The organism is Halococcus sediminicola (genome assembly GCF_000755245.1).
GTDB lineage: Archaea > Halobacteriota > Halobacteria > Halobacteriales > Halococcaceae > Halococcus > Halococcus sediminicola.
The window spans coordinates 145143-162278 of sequence record NZ_BBMP01000006.1 but is presented as its reverse complement, the minus strand read 5'-3'; the positions used below and the strand labels follow the sequence as shown (position 1 = coordinate 162278).

Genomic DNA, 17136 nt, shown 5'->3' with positions numbered 1-17136 from the left:
GGCCGTTCGTGCCGGCGACCGACTCAGCGCACGTTCGGGTCGTCGAGGACGCCGTTCCGGAAGGTGTTCGAGAGGCCGCGGCGCAGCCGTTCGGAGGCCGCTTGGTTCGAGATGTCGAACTCCGCCGCGAGGTCGCCCATCGTGACGCGGCGCGGAACGTCGAAATACCCCCTCTCGACGGCCGCCATGAGCAGTTCGGCTTGCGGCGCGGTGAGCATGCCGTGGGCGTTCGTGGGCGAACCGTCGGTCTCCTTCAGCCCGCTGAGTTCGAACGAACAGTCCCGTGTCTCGCAGTGGTCGTGGTAGGCGGCGAGCGCGTCCCGATCCGGACAGCGCATTCGCATCCACATGCCGGAATGGCTGAGCGTACAGTCGAGCAACACGCCGCCGAGACCCGTCCACGCCCAGTACGTCGTCGCCGCGGCCGGCAGTCGGAACTGATACAGCTTCCGCCCGTCGATGCGGTCGCTCAATTCACGCAGCTCGTCGATCAGTGCTGTTCGGCCGAACCCGGCTTCGAGCGCCGCGAACTCATCCCCTTCGGCCCAGACCGTCACCGACACCGTCTCGGGACCGCACGCGGTCATCCCCTCGACCACGAGTCGCATCCCGGGAAGGTCCGTCAGGATGGCTGCGTACGCCGGCAGATCGACCGTGTACTCGGCGACCAGACTCATCGACCGGCGCGGTGTCCCGTCCGCCCCACGAACCCGCGGGGCGGCACTCCGGGCTGGCTCGGAATCGGTCGAATGCACGATGCTTCGTCGCCGTGTCGACGTGTATCATGTTTCATCCCCAACCACCGCCGTGTTTTGTCACCGTCGTGAGGGCTCTCGACGCTCGACACGGATAAGACTGGTCGTTGTTCACAGTTTTAATAAATAATACCGAATTTCAGCCTCACGGCCACATTTGTGCGAACGGGAACGGGATGAATTACGGGCGAATCCCGATCGATTGTGCCGGATGCCTCACGAACCGGGTCAGCGATCCGATTCACCGCATGGACATGATAGATCACTCATGCGATCGCCATAATCCACGTTACAGGTCGCCAGTCCGATAGCTGTGATCACGGTTCCGAGCGGCCGACGCCGGTGGGCGAGCCCTCGACCTGTGTGGTTCGCGGTCCCCCCGTCGTGGCCGTGGCGAACCCGTCGCCGAGCAGCCACGCCGCGACGACGAGCGCGTAGAAGCCAACGAACACGCCGACGATGCCGCCGAGTATCGGCACGATGTTGAGCGCCGCGACGACGACACCCACGGCGACGTTCAGGAGAACGACGTACGCCCACGCGACCAGATACGCACGCGAGGTGACGACCCCGGAGATGGTATCCATATCGAACCCCGCGCCGAAGCGGCCCTCCCGGGCGTAGTTCGCGACGCCGGCGACGCCCACGTAGCCGAAGACGATGGCGAGCAGCCACCAGACGAACAGCCCGCCGAAGAAGCCGAAGATACCGAGGCCGGCCCCGACGTCCGAACCGGTCGCCAGCGCGGCGACCGATCCGCCGACGACGACGAAGAATACCGCTGTCGGAATCAATTGATAGACGAACCCGATGACGCTGGCGATGAACCCCTCGGTCAATAGGCTGCCCCAGTCGTCGAAGACCGGTGGCTCGGCGGCGCGGTCCATGCCCGCTCGGAGCGCCCGCACCCCGTAGCCAGCGACGATGAACAGCGGGACGAACAGGAACGAAAGCAACAGCGCGATGCCGCCGACGAGCACGGTCGTCACCCACTCGTCGGACTGGAGAGGGTAGCGCAGGAGCGTCTCGATGTCGATGTCCATAGTAATCATTGCACACATTATTTTCAACCAACATAACTCTTCGCACCGCTCGCGGCGAACGGCTTTTGCGGGCGTGTCGTCGACTAGCGCGGATGAACGCCTCGCGCTCGACGGGGTTGCGAGTGACCCTCGACATCTGGCATCCCGACTGCTGGACGCTCGCAGTCACCGAGAGGCTGGCCGGCGGACTGCTCGGTCACGGCGTCTACGCGATCGACGGGCTGGCGACCGGCCGGTTCACCGTCTACGGCGAGACCACTGCCGCGGTCGAGGAACTGATCGACGCGGCGCGCGCCTCGCCGCTCACGGAATCGGTCTGGGAGGCGAGCGCGCGGCCGACCGAGACGCCCGTCCCCGGCAGCGCGAGCCGGGCCATCGTGGTGCGCTACGAACACGAGAACTCCATCAACGACGCGCTCGTCTCGCGCGGGTTCATCCCCGACGAGCCGGTGCGGATGGCCGACGGCCGGGAGTGCTGGACGGTGCTCGTCGACGCGAGCCGCGAGGCGGTCGGCGAGCGCGTCGAGGCGGTCCGCGAGGAGATGCATGCGGAGGTTCGCATCGAGAACGTCACTGCCGCCTACAGCGCGAGCGGCGTTTTACCCACTAGCGACCTCTCGGAACGCCAGCGCGAGGTCTTCGACCTCGCCCGCCGGCGGAACTACTACTGCTGGCCGCGCGAGGCGAGCGCCACGGACCTCGCCGACGAACTCGACGTCTCGAAGGCCACTCTGTTGGAGCATCTCCGGACGGCCGAGGCGAAACTGCTCGGTCGTTGACCCGTCCATGCTAGGGACGACTGCTATGCCATTACACGGCAATGCCCAGCCATGTCGAACGCGGAGCGAAACGACGACCGAAGTCTCGCGCGGAACATCGGCCCGCTCGGGGCGATGAGCACCGTCGTCGCCGGCACGCTCGGGGCCGGGCTGTTCGTCACGCTCGGCACTGCGAGTTCCACCACTGGTCCGAGCGTCATCCTCGTGGTCGCCGTGGCGGGGGCACTGGCGACCGCCATCGCCATCAACTACAGTTGGATGGCGACGGTGTTTCCGGGCGCGGCCGGCTCCTATGCGTACGTCTCGCGGACGTTCAACACGCGCCTGCCGGGCTTTCTGGTCACGTGGTCGAAGTGGCTCGGCTATATGGCCGCCGACGCCGTCCTCGCCATCGGCTTCGGCAGCTATCTCCAAGTCTTCTTCCCGGACCTCATAGCCGGCCAGAGCGAGGTCGCCTTGGTCGGCTTTGGCCTGCTCACCGTGCTCTTTCTGGTGAATCTCGTCGGTTCTCGGGGGTACAGCCTCGTCCAGAACGTCATCTTCGGCCTGCTCGTCGTCGCCATCCTCGTGCTCGTGATTCCGGGGACGGGCACCATCGAAACCGCGAACTACCAGCCCTTCTTCACCGGCGGCTTCGACGGCTTCTTCGCCGCCGCCGTCCCCCTCTTTTACGCTTACATCGGCATCGCGGTCGCGGGCCAGATGGGTGCGGAGGTCAAGAACCCGTCCAGAAACCTCCCCCTCGCGATGGTCGGCGGGACGCTGATCCTCACAATATTGTATATGTGGACGGCGGCGGTCATCTACGGTGTCGTGGCCGATTACACCGTGCTCGCCGACTCGGCACGACCGCTCGCCGACGCCGCCGAGACCTTTCTCGGGGCGAACGGGGCGGCCATCGTCGCCATCGGCGGCCTGCTCGCCACGGCCTCCAGCGTGAACGCGGTGATGGCCGCCGGCATCAAGATGCCGTACTCGTGGTCGTGGGACGGCGTCTTCCCGCGCTGGTTCTCGGCCGTCAGCGACCGCTTCGGCTCACCACACTGGTCGTTGCTCACCCTCTACGCGGTCTCCTCGGCGCTCACCTTCTTCACTGCCGGTCTCGACCAAGCCATCAAGATCGCCACGTTCAGCTATCTCATCGCCTACTTCGCCGTCTCGGTGACGCTGCTGTACGCCCGCGCCGCTCGCCCGGAACTCATCGAACAGGCTGGCTTCGATCTGGGTGGATGGCTCTATCTCACGGGGGCGGTCGGCGCGCTCGGCGCGTTCGCGCTGCTCACGCAGGCCTATCAGGGCTCGCTCGTCATCTACGTGCCGTGGATACTCGTCGGCATCGCCGTCTTCGGTATCTACTGGTATCGAGGCCAGCAGGCCGGCACCGACGTGGAAGCGATTCTCGATACCCTTCCCGGCGTGCCCTCGACCGAGTACGACCCAGACATCCAGGAGGCGTCCGCCGATGACTGATTCATCATCCCAAACGGCCGACAGCACGACCGCCGACGCCGCGAACACGGATGCAATCGAGAACATTGCCGAGGAAATCGACCACGACGAAACGATTTCGCTCCTCCAGGACCTCGTGCGCATCGAGAGCCCGTACTTCGAGGAAGAAGAAATCACCGAGTTCGTGTACGACTGGCTCGACGAGCGTGGACTCGACCCCGAGTATCATCCGGTGAGCGAGTCGGAGTTAACGGGCTTCGAGGGCAACAACGTGCTCGCCCGGCTTTCGGGAACTGACCCCGAGGCTCCCACCCTGTTGTTGAACGCCCACATGGACACCGTCCAGCTGGTCGAGGCGTGGGAAGAGGACCCGCTCTCGGGGCGCATCGAAAATGGACGACTCTACGGGCAGGGGGCCTGCGACATGAAGGGCGGTCTCGCGGCCGTCATGGTCGCGTTCGAAGCACTCGCCGAGACCGACCTCGCCGGCGACGTCGTTTTCAGCGCCGTCGTCGACGAGGAGGGTCCCTACGGGCTGGGGGCGAACCAGCTCATTCGCGATGGAGTGACCGACGACTGCGATGGGGTCATCGTCACCGAACCGGGTCCGATTCTCGCCCAAGAGGACATCGAAAATCCCGCTCTGCTGCTCGGCGCGCGCGGGCGATTCCTCTACGACATCGGAGTCACAGGAAAAGCCGCCCACGGCTCCCAGCCCCACAAGGGAACGAACGCGGTCGTCGATGCGGGACGGCTGGCCGATGCGCTCGCCGACATCGAGGTGGGTACGCACGAACGGCTCGGCGACGGCTCGGTCTGCCCGATCGAAATCGACGGCGGCGGCGAGACGCTTTCGGTCCCCGAATCCTGTCGTCTGCTGGTCGATCGCCACGTCGTCATCGGCGAGGAGAAGGACCAAGTTCGCGCCGACGCCGAGCGCGCCGTCGATGACCTCGCCCTCGATTCCGAAGTACAGGTCGGATTCCGGGACGCGCCCGGGCCGGACGTCCGCTACGGACCGTACGTCACCGACCCCGACGACCCGCTCGTCGCGGCGCTGTCGGCGGGCGTCGAGCACGTCTCCGGTGACGAACCCGACACGGGGCACTTCGCCAGCGTCGGCGACTTCAACTACTTCGGCCATCGGGCCGGACTGCCCACGGTGATCGTCGGGCCGGACGGCGAGAACATCCACGGGGCCGGCGAGTTCGTCTACACCGACGAGGTCGTCGAGGTGGCGCGTATCGTCGCCGCCGGCTGTGCGTCGCTGCTCGGCAATGGCTAACGAACGACGGTGACGGGGACGCGCGAGTGCCGGACGACCGACGTCGCGGTGTTGCCGAGCAGGCCACGGAAGCGGCCGTTGCGGGCGTGATTGCCGATGACGATGTGGTCGATGCCGTGCTCGTCGGCGAACTCGACGATACACCGAGTGGGTTTGCCGAAGACGACCGCGCTCTCGACGGGGCGGTCGCCGGCCCGTTCACGGGCGCTGTCGTGGAGTTCTTCGGCGTCGTTTCGTGCGCCCGCGTACCACTCCTCGGTGTAGCCCGGCATACCGGGGACCCCCGTTGGCGAGTGATACCCCGTCGAGGTCGGGTCGGTGTCGAACGGGTCGATGACGGTGAGCATGACGAGCACCCCCTCGGAGTGGTCGAGCGCGTGCTCGAACGCCCGCTTGGCTCGCTCGGAGCCCTCCATCGGGACGAGTACGCGCTCGGCGTCGTCTGGCGACTCGCCCATGTCAAATGTTGACACTCCGTGGCTAAATGTCTTCCCCACCCCGTCGCGAGCGCGTCAGAAGAAGAGCGAGAAGACGAGATACGAGCCGATGGCCGAGATCGTCGGCGTGAGCAGCCACATCGTGACGATTCGACCCGTTGCCGCCGCGTCGAAGAGATCGTCGGTCGGCAGTTCCTCGGGTTCCTCCTCGCCGATTTTCGGCACTTTCCCGCTCGGTGCGGCGGTCGGTGACGGTTCCGCGGCGGTCTCGGCCGTGGCGAGATCGCCGACGGTCGGACCGGCCGGTGGCCCACTGTCGTCGCCTCCTTCGGCGGCGAGCGCGCCCACCGAGAAGTCGGGTCGACCCTCGCCCTCGATGGCCGACCCGGCGGCGTCGGCGAGCGTCACGGCCCGACTCGACCGGCCCCAACCCAGCCCGATGATACAGGAGGTCATGCTCACCGCGAGGCTCGCCGGGATGCCCAGATTCGACAAGATGGTGATGATGGTCGCGCCGACGAGCGAGACGAGGATGGCCGCCAGAATCGGCAGGTCGGTGATGCCGTCGCCGACCGTATCGAGCGTGCGCCGGGCGATGGTGAACGCGCCGAGCGCCATCGCGCCGACGGCGATGAGGACGCCCTGCTCGACGGTGATGGCGTTGCTTCCTACTAATGGTGCGACCGCGTTCGCGGTGTTCGACGCGCCCGCCGAGAAGGCGTTGTAGCAGGCGACCAACAGCACGACCGCCGCGCCGACGACGTCACGGCCGGTCGCGCCGTCTTTGAGCATCGGCCGGGGGAGAACGCCCGACCGGTCGAACGCGAATAGCCCGTCCTCGATGCGCCCGAAGGAGATGCGTGCGTTGAGGTGCGGGTAGATGTACCGACCGATGACGACGCCGGACCAGAAGGCGACCAGCGGGGCGACGATCCACGCCGAGACGATGCCGAACATCACGGTTTCGTTGAGCGAATCGGTCACGACGCCGAGTCCCGCGATCGCGCCGACGGCGGTCATCGAGGTCGAAGCGGGGACGCCAAAGAGGTTCGAGATGAGCAGGGAGAGCCCCGTAAAGAAGAGGACGACGACGCTCGCGGCGAGGGTGAACTCGCTCGCGGGGACGATCTCGCCGCCCATCGTCTCGACGACCTCGCGCCCGACCGTCCAGCCGCCGAGCAGTGCGAACGCGGTGAACAGCACGGCAGCAAGCGTCTTGCCGGTGATGCGACTGCCCACCGCCGGGCCGAAGGCGACGCCGGTCGAGGAGCCACCGATGTTGTAGCCGACGAACACCGCCACCAACACGCCGACGACAAGCAAAACGGATACCATCAACTGTCCTGCCCTCGCACGGCACGACAAAAACGGGTTTCGCTTCCGTGCCCGCGACAGATTCGACGGTCACGGCGATGTCGTGGAGTGACACACCCGCCCCCGAACGGGTCGTGTGCAGTCGTGTCCACTACACACAACACCTTTGGTCGTCGCTCACCGACGTTCTCCATGCCCGATGCAATGGTCGAGTATCTCCGTGCGGACATGGAGTGCGAGGGGTTGCTCGAATGTTTCCACGGTCTCACCGATCTCGACCGCGAGTGTTTCGCGGTCGTCGTCGCCAGCAGTAGTGCATTGACCGTCGACGAGATCGCCGTCGAGGTCGACCGCGAGCGCTCGACGGTCTATCGGTCGCTCCAACGGCTGCTCACGGCGGGGTTCGTCCAGAAGGAGCAGGTCAACTACGAGCAGGGTGGCTACTACCACGTCTTTCGCCCCACCGACCCCGACGTCGTCGCCGACGAGATGCAGCGAATGCTGAACGACTGGTACGCGAAGATGGGCCAACTCATCGGCGAATTCCGCGAGAAGTACGACGTCGAGGGCCAAGCGACGCCCGTCGAGGGCTGAGCCGCCGCGACGGGAAGTCAACACGCTTAATCGCTCGCCGGCGTTCTCTCCGGTAGTGTCGCTCGCAATCTCGACGACGGATCTGGTGAAGGACTACGGCGACGTTCGGGCGCTCGACGGGCTCTCGCTCGACGTCGAGCAAGGCGACTTTTTCGGCCTGCTCGGGCCGAACGGTGCGGGCAAAACGACGTTCATCAACATTCTGGTAGGGTTGGTCGGCAAATCCGGCGGCGAGGCAGCAATATTCGGCCACGACGTCGAGTCCGACTATCGGGAGGCGCGCTCGGCCATCGGGCTGGCCCCACAGGAGTTCAACGTCGACCGCTTTTTCCCGGTCCACGAGGTGCTGGTCCATCAGGCGGGCTATCACGGCATTTCGAAGGCCGAAGCCGCAGAGCGCGCCGACGACGCCCTCAAAACGGTAGGCATCTACGACAAGCGTGACTCCCGGTTCGACTGGCTCTCCGGGGGCATGAAACGCCGGTTCATGCTCGCCCGCGCGCTCGTCTCGGACCCCGACCTGCTGATTCTCGACGAACCGACTGCCGGCGTGGACGTCGAACTCCGCCACGACCTCTGGGAGATCATCACCGGCCTCAACGACGAGGGGACGACCATTCTTCTCACCACGCACTACATCGAGGAGGCGGAGCAGTTGTGCGACGAGGTCGCCATCATGGACGACGGCCGAAAAGTGACGGTCGCCAGCCCGGACGAGCTAATGGCGCGGGGCAACGACACGGTTCGACTCCGCCTGCGCGAACCGCCGGCGACAGTTCCAGCAATCGACGTCGAGCGCGTCGAGTCGGTCGAGATAGAGAACGATGCGGTCGTGGCGACAGCCCCCACCGGCGGCGAGGTCGCACCGGGGCTCATCCGCCAGCTCGACCGACAGGGCCACACCGTGACCGACATCGACATCTCGCGCACGTCGCTCGAAGAGGTGTTCATCGCCCTCACGGGTGACGACGAAAGCGGGAGCCGCGAGGGAGGCCGCGACGCCGAGCAGCGCGAACGCGAAGCGCCGGAGGCGTCGTTGTGAGCCTCGCCTCCGTTGGCGTGCGGACGCTCGTGCGCCGCGAGATACTCAGATACGTCCGCCGGCCGTGGAACACGTTCCTCCCGCCGGCGATAACGAATGCACTGTACTTCGTCGTCTTCGGTGTCATCCTCGGCGGGCGCATCAGCGCCACGGGCGGGATTCCGTACATCCTGTTCATCCTCCCGGGACTCGTCGTGCTCGGCGCGACCAGCGATGCCTTCCAGAACGCTTCGTTCACCATCTTTCACGGCCGCTGGAACAAGTACATCCACGAGGTCCAGACCTCGCCGCTCTCGTATGTGGAGATGGTGTTCGCCTACGTCACCGCGAGCGCGCTCCGCGGCATCGTCATCGCGGTGGTGGTCGCGCTCGTCGGCACGATCTTCACGAACCTCGATCCGGGTATTCCACCGGTGAGTCTCGCCCATCCGATCTACGTCGTCGCGTTCGTGCTCGTCATCACGATCCTCTTTGCGGGCTTCGGCGTCATGGGTGGTCTCTGGGCGCGCGATTTCGACTATCTCACCGTGATGAACCAGTTCATCATCCGACCGCTCGTCTTCTTCGGCGCAGTGTTCTACCCGCTGTCGGCGCTGCCCAACTTCTGGCAGACGGTTTCACTGTTGAACCCGATGGTCTACATGGTCGACGGCGTTCGCTACGGCTTCCTCGGCGTCGCCGACATCGACCCGAACGTCTCGCTCGCGGTGCTCGCCGGCGCGGCAGTGGTGGTGATCGCCGCCGATATCGCACTGTTCCAGCGTGGCTACGGCCTGACCGAGTGAGGATCTCGATACACGAGCAGCCCCCGACGCCAACGGCGAAGAGCGCGAAACTACCCCGCCGACAGTCGATTCCGCACCGTATCGAGAAGTGCATAGCCTGCAAGGGAGACGAAAATGCCGACGAGTAATACGTTGCCGTCAATATCGAACACGGTATCCAAAACCGGCCCAATGACCGCCGCACCGACGACACAGACCGCCGCGAGCGCGAGGAACTGACGAAGGATTTCCCTGTCGTAGGGCATTTCTTTCGTCCGTTTCGTGTGCACGAACATACGTTTTGTGTCGTTTCAGGCAACCAAACGAATCTGATTCCGGACTTGCGGCGCGTGGATCAGAACCGCCTTTTTACTGCGATACGTACCCCATATATGCCACACGGCACGGAGCGCGGTCTCTCCCGGCGCGCGTTCGTGAAGGCCGCCGTCGCCATCGGTGGGCCGGCGGCGCTGTCGGCCTGTCTGGCCCGCGAGAGTGCTCCCGACCTCCCGAAGGGATCCGACGACCTCTCGGCGCTCCCGACGCGCCAGCACGCCTGGAACGAGTTCCTCGCGCTCGGCGAGAACGACAACCACCTCGGCCCGCGCCATCGCGTGCTGCTGTATCTCCGCTACCCGAAGAGCGGCCCGCCGACGCGAACAGACGGGGAGCGAATGGAACGGGCGCTGCGGGCGCTCGAACGGGCGTATCCCCACTCCCACGACGGCCTGCTGTTCACCGTGAGCTACTCCCCGGCGTACTTCGAGCGCTTCGACGATGCCCTCCCGGAATCGCTGGACCTCCAACAGCCGAAGGCGCTCACGCCGTTCGAGGACCCGGAAATCGATACACCTGATGCGGTCGTTCACCTCGCCAGCGACCACGGGCAGGTCGTCCTCGGTGCGGAGGAGGCGTTGCTGGGCGACAAGGAGAGCCTGAACGGCGTCGATATCGACGTCTCGCTCGATGGAATCTTCGAGCGCAGCGACCGGCGGACGGGCTTCGTCGGCGACGGACTTCCCGCCGAGAACCAGGACGTTCAGGGGATTCCCGATTCGGAGCCGGTTCCCGACGATGCGCCGCTGTACATGGGTTTCAAGTCGGGCTTCGAGAAGAATCAGGCGACCGAAGACGACGTGACGATTCGCTCGGGTCCCTTCAGGGGCGGGACCACCCAGCAGATCTCGACCATCAAACTCCACCTCGACCAGTGGTACGAACAGGACAGTCGGTATCAGCGCGTCGGGAAGATGTTCTGTCCCGCCCACGCCGAGGCGGGCGTCGTCAAGGGCGTCGGCGACAATCTGGGCGATTCGAGCCGGATGGACGACTGTCCGCCCGCCGAGGAGTCCGCCCGCGAGTCGGGGCTGGTCGGTCACTCACAGAAACTCACTCGTGCGCGCGAGAACGACCGGCCGGTCATCCTCCGACGGGACTTCGATTCGACCGACGGCGACGAGGCGACGCTGCACTTCCTCTCGCTTCAACAGGAGATAGCGGACTTCACCGACACACACGAAGCGATGACCGGCACCGACCTCGCCGAGGAGTCGGCGCTCGGCCGGAAGAACAACAACGGCATCCTCCAGTACATGTCCGTGACCCGACGCGGCAACTACCTCCTCCCGCCGCGCGGGTTGCGCGCGCTTCCCGCCGCCGTGCCACGACGATGACGGAACGCCGACGACCGCCACAGACCCGAACCAGAACGCACTCGAAGCGAGCAGTCGTAGATTGGGCAATGGATCGACGCACGTTTCTCCGGGCCGGCACGGCCGCGAGCGCGGTCGGTGCGGGCTTTCTCGCCGGCTGTTCTGGACTGTTCTCCGTCCAGACGGGCTATCGAGAGCGGATGCCGGCGCTGCCCGAAAACCGCCCGGCGGCCGTCTACTACCCCTCCCACATCGAGGGCATGGAGATGGTCGGCGTGAGCGATGGGGCGGCCGGAGCGGACTCAGGGACAGCGGACACGACGAACTCGGATCGGACGAACCGCTCGAACGGCTCGTCGGACGGCTCGAAGATGAGTGCGGGCTATCGCTGTGCACTCACCTACAGCTACCCCCACCGGTTCTGGACCGTCACCGGCACGCGGACCGAGAGGGTGCCCATCGAGGACGACGACTCGCTCCACCTCATGGTAAGTGTCTGGGACCCGGAAACGGGAATCAGCCCGATGGACGCGAACCCGACGGTGACGGTCTCGAAGGGCGGCGAGTCGGTGACGACGCTCTCACCGTGGACGATGCTCTCACAGAACATGGGCTTTCACACCGGTGACAACGTCTCCCTTCCGGGTGCCGGCGACTACACCGTCGCGGTCGACGTTCCGCCGACGTCCGCACGACGGACCGGGGCGTTCGCGGGCCGGTTCGGGAGCCGACAGTCCTTCGAGTTCTCGCTCACGTTCGACCCGGAGAAAGTGAGCAATATCTCCTTCGAGGAACTCGACGGGAAGGCCGGCACGCGCGGGGCGGTCGAACCGATGAGGATGAAGCAACTGCCGCTCGCGGTCGCACCCAAGAGGGATGCGCTCCCCGGCCGCTCGCTCGGGACGGCCCGGACCGGCGACGCCGCGTTCGTCGTGCGGGCGCTCGACGACGCCTCGCGGTTCGGTTCCGACGGAACGTATCTCGTCGTCTCGGCACGGACGCCGCACAACGGGTACGTCCTGCCGGCGATGTCGCTGTCGGCGACGGTGCGGCGGGGCGACGAGACGGTCTTCGACGGGCCGCTGCGGGCGACGCTCGACCCGGAACTGAACTATCACTACGGGGCCGGCGTCGGGCGCATCGAGAGCGGTGACGAACTCATGCTCGCCGTCGATGCGCCGCCACAGGTCGCCCGCCACGAGGGCTACGAGACTGCCTTTCTCGATATGCCGTCACGGACGCTCACCGTCGGTGCGTCGTCCGGACGATAGCGCGCTGGACCGTTCGCCGTCGCCACGCACCCGTCAGCGGGTACCCGGTGCGACGACCGCGAGCACAACGACTATCCGGGCGCTTGCCCTCCTCTCGTCATGACCGATTACACGACCGTCTCGATACCCAAGGACCTCGCCGACCGGGTCGAGGAAACCATCGAAGGGACGAGTTTTCAGAGCACTTCGGATCTCGTCCGATTCCTGCTGCGCAGCATCGTCATCCAACATCAAAAACAGGGCGAACTCACCGAAGCGCAGTTCGACGAGATCGCCGAGCAGCTCCGGGATCTGGGCTATCTCGGATAGTCGACTCGGTCAGAACGAAGAACTGTTGCCGGTGTTCGGATAATTAGATGTGATAGCACTCGATCGCTCGTGTGAAATTCGGTGGGGCTAACCGAGCGATTCGGTCGGTGGCTCGGAATCGACGAGTTCGAGTGGCTTCTCGATACCGTCGCGCGAAAAGACCGCGAGGTCCTCTCGCTCCCACGGTGGGACCGCGACGAACACGACACCGTGCAGGTCGTCGGTCCGCGAGAGTGCGAGTTTTCCCTGCGGATGCGAGACGAACCGGCCCTGGGTCTGACCCACGGGCGTTCCCAGATCCATTCCGAACACTGCCGACAGCGACCGGCCCGCCTCGGGGAAGTAGAAGTGGGTGAACACGGGTGTCTCCGGCGGCAACGAATCGATGAACTCGCCGGCCGGCGTCGTCGCGAGCGCTATCGTCACCGCCTCGGGTTCGGCTTCGCGGGCGAGGTCACACAGCATCTCGACCAGTCCGTGAGTCACATAGACCACCGTTCTGTCCCTACCCCGGGTTCGGCGGCACTCGGTATAATCCCGTCGCGTCAGTTCGAGAGGAACAGTCGAGCAGCCTTCAGATAGAGCGCCGGCGCGCGGCGGCGTGACCCCGACAGCGCCGCCCCGAGCGCCGCGTTCGCGTGCTCGTGGACGCCCGCACCGTGGCCGACGAGCACGCGCTCGGGCGTGAAATCCCGAAACGACTGCCGCGGCGGCAGCAGGCGAAGCGCCGGATGCACTCCCAATCGCTCAGTATCGGTGTGCATGTACGAAGCCGTGCCGAGCGCCTCCGAGACGACGAGCGTTTCGTTTTCCTCGTGATAGAGTGCGGCCTCCTGCCACAGCGGCGTGGCGACCATCCGGAGGCGATAGCTCGTTTCGCCGAGTTGGCCGTCGAAGCGCTCCACTGGAGCATCGATGTCGCCCGCGACGCCGCTCATCCACGATGGGATATGTACCGAGACGTCGTGGCGCTCGGCGAACGCGGCGGCGTCGCGCTTGTGGCGATCCAACAGGACGACCACGCCCGCGACCTCGCCGAACTCGGCGACGAGGTCGTCGACGCCGTTGGCATCCACCGGGTCGACAAGCCAGACGCCATCCTCGGTGGCGAGCGCGTGGCTCGCGCGCTGCATCCGCTCGTCGGGATAGGCGAGCCAGCCGACGCCACCCTCGAAGCGGTCGATTTCCTCCAATTCCGTCGCTCCCGAGCCTTTCATCGACATACCCGACCCTCGGACCGGCGGCGGATGAGCGCGTTGGTGGCGGATATTTATACGCTGACGGACCGTTCGGGGCGTATGATCGCGGCGCTGCGCTGGCTCGCCCTCGAAGTCAAGTATCTCGACCGCGCGAGCGCGTTCTACCGCGAGCATCTCGCCCTCGATACCGTACGCGAGAGCGATGGCGAGGTCGCCTTTTCCGTCGGCGAGACCGACCTCGTGCTTCGCCGACCGGAGAGTGTGCCCCGCGGCGGTCTCCACACCCACTACGCGCTCTCGATTCCCGCGGGCGAGTACGACGACTGGTACGACCGCCTTTCGAGAGGTTTCACTCTCGACGAACACACCTTCGGCAGCGCGCGCTCGCTGTATTTTTACGACACGGAGGGCAACTGCGTCGAACTCGGCGAATCCGACGAAGCCGGCCCCGGCGTTTGCGGAATGTTCGAGGTCGTCCTCGAAGTCGAGGACCTCGCGCGCGCCGAAGACTTCTACACCTCCCTCGGGATGGAGGTCGTCGACCAAGGGGAAGACCGCCGTCGAACCCGGCTTTCGGCGGGCGGGTTCGCCCTCGAACTCTGGGAACCCCAGTTGGGGCTGGCCGACGCGCGCGGCGGCGTCCACGTCGATTTCGGTGTCGCGGTCGAAAATCCCGAGAAAGCACTCGAACGGGTGGACAATTCGGTGCGGTCGGTCGAGCGTCTCGACGACGGAATCCGAGTGCGTGACCCCGACGGCCACTTCCTGACGTTCGTCGGCTAGCCGAAATCGCTGCGGAGCGCGCCCCGATCGACCTTGCCGGTCGCGGTGCGGGGGAACTCCTCGACGAAGACGACACGTTCAGGAACCTCGTGGCTCTCCAACTCTCGCTCGCAGGCGCGCTTGATGTCGGCCGCCGACACGGACTCCTCGCCGCGACGCTTGACGATGGCCGTCACCGTCGCCCCACGGACGTCGTCGGTGCGGTCGATGATGGCGACCTTCTGGACGGGGTCGATGGCGTAGATGACCGCCTCGATCTCCCGCGGCGAGACGTCGCCACACCCGGTCGTGAACATGTCCTCGATGCGGTCGACGACGAAGAGAAATCCCTCCTCGTCCATCCAGCCGATGTCGCCGGACTCGAGCCAGCGCTTGCCGGCGCGCTCGACGAACGCGCTCTCGGTGAGTTGGCGCTTGTTGTACCGCGGCGTGACCGTATCGCCGCGCCAGAGGAGTTCGCCGCGCTCGCCGCGCTCGACGGCCTCCCCTGTGGTGGGGTCCTCGATGCGCACCTCGACTGCTTCGCTCGCCGGGCGGCCGATGCTGCCGGGTTTGCGCCCGTCTTTCCCGGGGTGGTTGAGCGCCGCCAGCGGCGTGGTCTCGGTCATCCCGTAGCCTTCGAGCAGCGCACAATCGAGCAGTCGCTCGGCCTCCACGATGCGCTCTTCGGGCATCGGCGACCCGCCGACGCCGACCGACCGAAGCGTCGAGAGGTCGTACTCGTCGACTCCCTCGTGATCAAGCAGTTCGACGATCATCGTCGGAATCAGGAAAGTGTAGGTGACGCCGTGGCGCTCGATTGCTCGCAGGAACGCCTCGATGTCCCACGATTCGAGCAGGTGGTTCGCCGCCCCGAGGGCGAGAAAGGGCGTCGTGGTGACGTTGAGACCCGTGACGTGAAAGCACGGACAGACGGTGAGCGCGACATCCCCGGTGTCCCAGCCGTTGTATTCGATGTAGCCCTCGGCGTTCGCCGCGAGATTTCCATGCGTATGATAGACGCCCTTCGGCGCGCCGGTCGTCCCGCTCGTGTAGAGCAGTTCGGCCAACTCCTCGCTCCGCCGTGGCGTCGACTCGTGACCGGATGTTCCGTCGTTGAGCAGATCGATGTAGGCGTATTCGTCGTTTTCGATGTCGTCGCTCGTGATCACACAGACCGCGCCGCTGTCACCCAGTACGTACCGGATCTGCTGGTCGGTGAAGCGCGTGTTTATCGGGACCGCCACCGCGCCGCGCTTCAGCACGCCGAGATAGGCACAGACGAACGCCACACTGTTCGGGAGATCGAGCGCCACGTGTTCGCCCGCTTCGACGCCGCGGTCGGCCAGCCCATCCGCGATGCGCTCGGCGCGCTCGGCCACCTGCTCGAACGTGACTGAGTGATCTCGATCGCTGACTCCGAGGGCGGTCGGTGCGTTTCGTGCCGCGCGGTCGGCACGGGTGGCGAAGTTCATGGATATACTGCTTGGTAGCTGCTCCCAAAGGGGTTTCTGCGACGAAACTGATATATATTCTACCGAGTATTACTGGCGAACTAAGAGGGAAGGCGAAAGCGACAGCACTCGTCCGGTATTGCCGGACGAATTCGTCGATCGGCACCCACCCCGTCAGTCATGGGCGAAGATGAGGTTCGCCTGGATCTCGTCGGCGGCGTCACGAACCATGTCGACAACGGGGGAGTCGTCCCGGTCGGCTTCGAACTCCTCGCTGGCGCTGTAGACGGCGATCGCACCGTGGACGTCGGCGTCGGTGACGATGGGGGCGGCGACGCCCGCCATGCCCGCGATCAGCTCCCCGTCGTCGGTCGCGTACCCCTCCTCGCGGATGCAGTCGAGTTCGAGCAGGAGCTCGTCCTCGTCGGTGATCGTCGCGGGCGTTCGTCGCTTCAGCCCTTGTCCGCCGAGGATCCGTTCGACGTCTCCAGAATTCATGCTTGCGAGAATCGCCTTGCCCGGCGCGTTCGTGTGGAGCGGGACGTGCGTTGGGTAGATCCGCGTCGCCTGCGACGGGAGGTTCTCCCGCTGCCAGCGCGTCGCCAGCACCACCGCACAGCGGCCGTTCTCCTCGGTCACGAGCTGGACGTACTTTCGATCGCCGACGGCCGCCGAGAGGGAGAGTGCCTCGTCACGGCCTCGAACGAACAGTTCGTTGTTGTTCCGGGCGATCTTGCCGAAATGGAGGTGCTGCATGCTCAGCCGGTAGCGGCCGCTCTCGTTGACCACCGAACCGACCCGTTCCAGCGTGCGGAGGTGGTCGTGGGCCGTGCTCTTCGGGACGTCGAGCGCGGCGGCGACTTCGGTCACTCCGGCCTCGCCCCGGTCGGCGAGCACACCGAGCACGTCGTGGGAGACTTTGACCGCCGCAACGGGGTAGGTCGTCATGCGTCGAACGAGGGCCGCAGTCTACATAGTTCGTCCGGTAATGCCGAACGGAATTCGGGGGTGAAAATGTAGTATTACG

19 protein-coding genes are annotated in these 17136 nt (G+C 65.7%); 10 read left to right on the top strand and 9 right to left on the bottom strand.

What is annotated here, in order from left to right; genetic code table 11:
* Positions 1-23 precede the first annotated feature (23 nt).
* Together ACP97_RS03740 and ACP97_RS03735 are read right to left on the bottom strand one after the other, a co-directional pair.
* Complete coding sequence (locus ACP97_RS03740) at positions 24-755, bottom strand: helix-turn-helix domain-containing protein (protein WP_237561082.1); 732 nt, start codon at positions 753-755, stop codon at positions 24-26.
* A 317-nt stretch (positions 756-1072) separates the two neighbouring features.
* Positions 1073-1807: a DUF4013 domain-containing protein gene (locus ACP97_RS03735; protein WP_237561081.1), complete on the bottom strand. Its 735-nt coding sequence runs from the start codon at positions 1805-1807 to the stop codon at positions 1073-1075.
* Positions 1808-1890: 83 nt separating this feature from the next.
* On the opposite strand from ACP97_RS03735, the gene ACP97_RS03730 reads away from it, so the two are divergent.
* The 3 genes from ACP97_RS03730 to ACP97_RS03720 are packed head-to-tail and all read left to right on the top strand — an operon-like array spanning position 1891 to position 5311.
* On the top strand, positions 1891-2577 hold the full coding sequence (locus ACP97_RS03730; RefSeq protein WP_049996498.1) for a helix-turn-helix domain-containing protein: 687 nt from the start codon (positions 1891-1893) through the stop codon (positions 2575-2577).
* A 51-nt stretch (positions 2578-2628) separates the two neighbouring features.
* Positions 2629-4047, top strand: coding sequence for an APC family permease (locus ACP97_RS03725; protein ID WP_049996497.1), 1419 nt, complete (start codon positions 2629-2631; stop codon positions 4045-4047).
* Complete coding sequence (locus tag ACP97_RS03720) at positions 4040-5311, top strand: M20 family metallopeptidase (protein ID WP_049996496.1); 1272 nt, start codon at positions 4040-4042, stop codon at positions 5309-5311. The genes ACP97_RS03725 and ACP97_RS03720 overlap by 8 nt, the downstream gene beginning before the upstream one ends.
* Here the strand turns inward: ACP97_RS03720 and ACP97_RS03715 are convergent.
* The gene (locus ACP97_RS03715; RefSeq protein ID WP_049996495.1) at positions 5308-5769 is read right to left on the bottom strand and encodes a universal stress protein; all 462 of its coding nucleotides are present in this window, start codon (positions 5767-5769) and stop codon (positions 5308-5310) included. The two genes, ACP97_RS03720 and ACP97_RS03715, sit on opposite strands and share 4 nt — an antisense overlap.
* Before the next feature lie 54 nt (positions 5770-5823).
* Complete coding sequence (locus ACP97_RS03710; protein ID WP_049996494.1) at positions 5824-7083, bottom strand: inorganic phosphate transporter; 1260 nt, start codon at positions 7081-7083, stop codon at positions 5824-5826.
* Between the two features lie 171 nt (positions 7084-7254).
* Between ACP97_RS03710 and ACP97_RS03705 the strand changes: the two genes are divergently transcribed.
* Genes ACP97_RS03705 through ACP97_RS03695 form a run of 3 tightly spaced genes read left to right on the top strand, consistent with a single transcriptional unit; the run spans position 7255 to position 9483 of the window.
* Positions 7255-7656 carry a helix-turn-helix domain-containing protein gene (locus tag ACP97_RS03705; RefSeq protein WP_049996493.1) on the top strand — a complete coding sequence of 134 codons (402 nt, stop codon included), beginning with the start codon at positions 7255-7257 and terminating at the stop codon, positions 7654-7656.
* A gap of 55 nt (positions 7657-7711) precedes the next feature.
* The gene (locus ACP97_RS03700) at positions 7712-8698 is read left to right on the top strand and encodes an ABC transporter ATP-binding protein (protein ID WP_049996492.1); all 987 of its coding nucleotides are present in this window, start codon (positions 7712-7714) and stop codon (positions 8696-8698) included.
* Complete coding sequence (locus tag ACP97_RS03695) at positions 8695-9483, top strand: ABC transporter permease (protein ID WP_049996491.1); 789 nt, start codon at positions 8695-8697, stop codon at positions 9481-9483. Before ACP97_RS03700 ends, ACP97_RS03695 begins: the two co-directional genes overlap by 4 nt.
* Positions 9484-9533: 50 nt before the next feature.
* On the opposite strand, the gene ACP97_RS03690 is transcribed toward ACP97_RS03695, so the two are convergent.
* Positions 9534-9758 carry a hypothetical protein gene (locus ACP97_RS03690; protein ID WP_049996490.1) on the bottom strand — a complete coding sequence of 75 codons (225 nt, stop codon included), beginning with the start codon at positions 9756-9758 and terminating at the stop codon, positions 9534-9536.
* Positions 9759-9854: 96 nt separating this feature from the next.
* On the opposite strand from ACP97_RS03690, the gene ACP97_RS03685 reads away from it, so the two are divergent.
* The 3 genes from ACP97_RS03685 to ACP97_RS03675 all read left to right on the top strand — a co-directional run bounded on the left by ACP97_RS03685 (position 9855) and on the right by ACP97_RS03675 (position 12694).
* Complete coding sequence (locus ACP97_RS03685) at positions 9855-11135, top strand: DUF7405 family protein (RefSeq protein ID WP_049996489.1); 1281 nt, start codon at positions 9855-9857, stop codon at positions 11133-11135.
* Between the two features lie 68 nt (positions 11136-11203).
* Positions 11204-12385 (top strand): DUF7350 domain-containing protein, encoded by a 1182-nt coding sequence (locus ACP97_RS03680; protein ID WP_049996488.1) that lies wholly within the window; start codon positions 11204-11206, stop codon positions 12383-12385.
* A 99-nt stretch (positions 12386-12484) separates the two neighbouring features.
* Positions 12485-12694 carry a ribbon-helix-helix domain-containing protein gene (locus tag ACP97_RS03675; RefSeq protein ID WP_004054695.1) on the top strand — a complete coding sequence of 70 codons (210 nt, stop codon included), beginning with the start codon at positions 12485-12487 and terminating at the stop codon, positions 12692-12694.
* A gap of 87 nt (positions 12695-12781) precedes the next feature.
* On the opposite strand, the gene ACP97_RS03670 is transcribed toward ACP97_RS03675, so the two are convergent.
* Positions 12782-13189, bottom strand: a complete 408-nt coding sequence (locus ACP97_RS03670) for a hypothetical protein (RefSeq protein WP_049996487.1) — start codon at positions 13187-13189, stop codon at positions 12782-12784.
* Between the two features lie 50 nt (positions 13190-13239).
* Entirely contained in the window at positions 13240-13917 is a 678-nt protein-coding gene (locus ACP97_RS03665) for a hypothetical protein (RefSeq protein WP_049996486.1), read from the bottom strand.
* 75 nt (positions 13918-13992) lie between these two features.
* Between ACP97_RS03665 and ACP97_RS03660 the strand changes: the two genes are divergently transcribed.
* On the top strand, positions 13993-14676 hold the full coding sequence (locus tag ACP97_RS03660; protein ID WP_049996485.1) for a VOC family protein: 684 nt from the start codon (positions 13993-13995) through the stop codon (positions 14674-14676).
* Here the strand turns inward: ACP97_RS03660 and ACP97_RS03655 are convergent.
* Together ACP97_RS03655 and ACP97_RS03650 are read right to left on the bottom strand one after the other, a co-directional pair.
* Positions 14673-16130, bottom strand: coding sequence for a class I adenylate-forming enzyme family protein (locus tag ACP97_RS03655; protein WP_049996484.1), 1458 nt, complete (start codon positions 16128-16130; stop codon positions 14673-14675). The two genes, ACP97_RS03660 and ACP97_RS03655, sit on opposite strands and share 4 nt — an antisense overlap.
* A gap of 153 nt (positions 16131-16283) precedes the next feature.
* Complete coding sequence (locus tag ACP97_RS03650) at positions 16284-17057, bottom strand: IclR family transcriptional regulator (RefSeq protein ID WP_049996483.1); 774 nt, start codon at positions 17055-17057, stop codon at positions 16284-16286.
* Positions 17058-17136: the final 79 nt, after the last annotated feature.

Bases quoted from the DNA above. Each gene is read 5' to 3' on its own strand.
- ACP97_RS03735 (WP_237561081.1), bottom strand. From the start codon at position 1,807: ATGATTACTATGGACATCGACATCGAGACGCTCCTGCGCTACCCTCTC.
- ACP97_RS03730 (WP_049996498.1), top strand. From the start codon at position 1,891: ATGAACGCCTCGCGCTCGACGGGGTTGCGAGTGACCCTCGACATCTGG.
- ACP97_RS03725 (WP_049996497.1), top strand. From the start codon at position 2,629: ATGTCGAACGCGGAGCGAAACGACGACCGAAGTCTCGCGCGGAACATC.
- ACP97_RS03720 (WP_049996496.1), top strand. From the start codon at position 4,040: ATGACTGATTCATCATCCCAAACGGCCGACAGCACGACCGCCGACGCC.
- ACP97_RS03715 (WP_049996495.1), bottom strand. From the start codon at position 5,769: ATGGGCGAGTCGCCAGACGACGCCGAGCGCGTACTCGTCCCGATGGAG.
- ACP97_RS03710 (WP_049996494.1), bottom strand. From the start codon at position 7,083: ATGGTATCCGTTTTGCTTGTCGTCGGCGTGTTGGTGGCGGTGTTCGTC.
- ACP97_RS03705 (WP_049996493.1), top strand. From the start codon at position 7,255: ATGCCCGATGCAATGGTCGAGTATCTCCGTGCGGACATGGAGTGCGAG.
- ACP97_RS03690 (WP_049996490.1), bottom strand. From the start codon at position 9,758: ATGTTCGTGCACACGAAACGGACGAAAGAAATGCCCTACGACAGGGAA.
- ACP97_RS03685 (WP_049996489.1), top strand. From the start codon at position 9,855: ATGCCACACGGCACGGAGCGCGGTCTCTCCCGGCGCGCGTTCGTGAAG.
- ACP97_RS03680 (WP_049996488.1), top strand. From the start codon at position 11,204: ATGGATCGACGCACGTTTCTCCGGGCCGGCACGGCCGCGAGCGCGGTC.
- ACP97_RS03675 (WP_004054695.1), top strand. From the start codon at position 12,485: ATGACCGATTACACGACCGTCTCGATACCCAAGGACCTCGCCGACCGG.
- ACP97_RS03665 (WP_049996486.1), bottom strand. From the start codon at position 13,917: ATGTCGATGAAAGGCTCGGGAGCGACGGAATTGGAGGAAATCGACCGC.
- ACP97_RS03660 (WP_049996485.1), top strand. From the start codon at position 13,993: ATGATCGCGGCGCTGCGCTGGCTCGCCCTCGAAGTCAAGTATCTCGAC.
- ACP97_RS03655 (WP_049996484.1), bottom strand. From the start codon at position 16,130: ATGAACTTCGCCACCCGTGCCGACCGCGCGGCACGAAACGCACCGACC.
- ACP97_RS03650 (WP_049996483.1), bottom strand. From the start codon at position 17,057: ATGACGACCTACCCCGTTGCGGCGGTCAAAGTCTCCCACGACGTGCTC.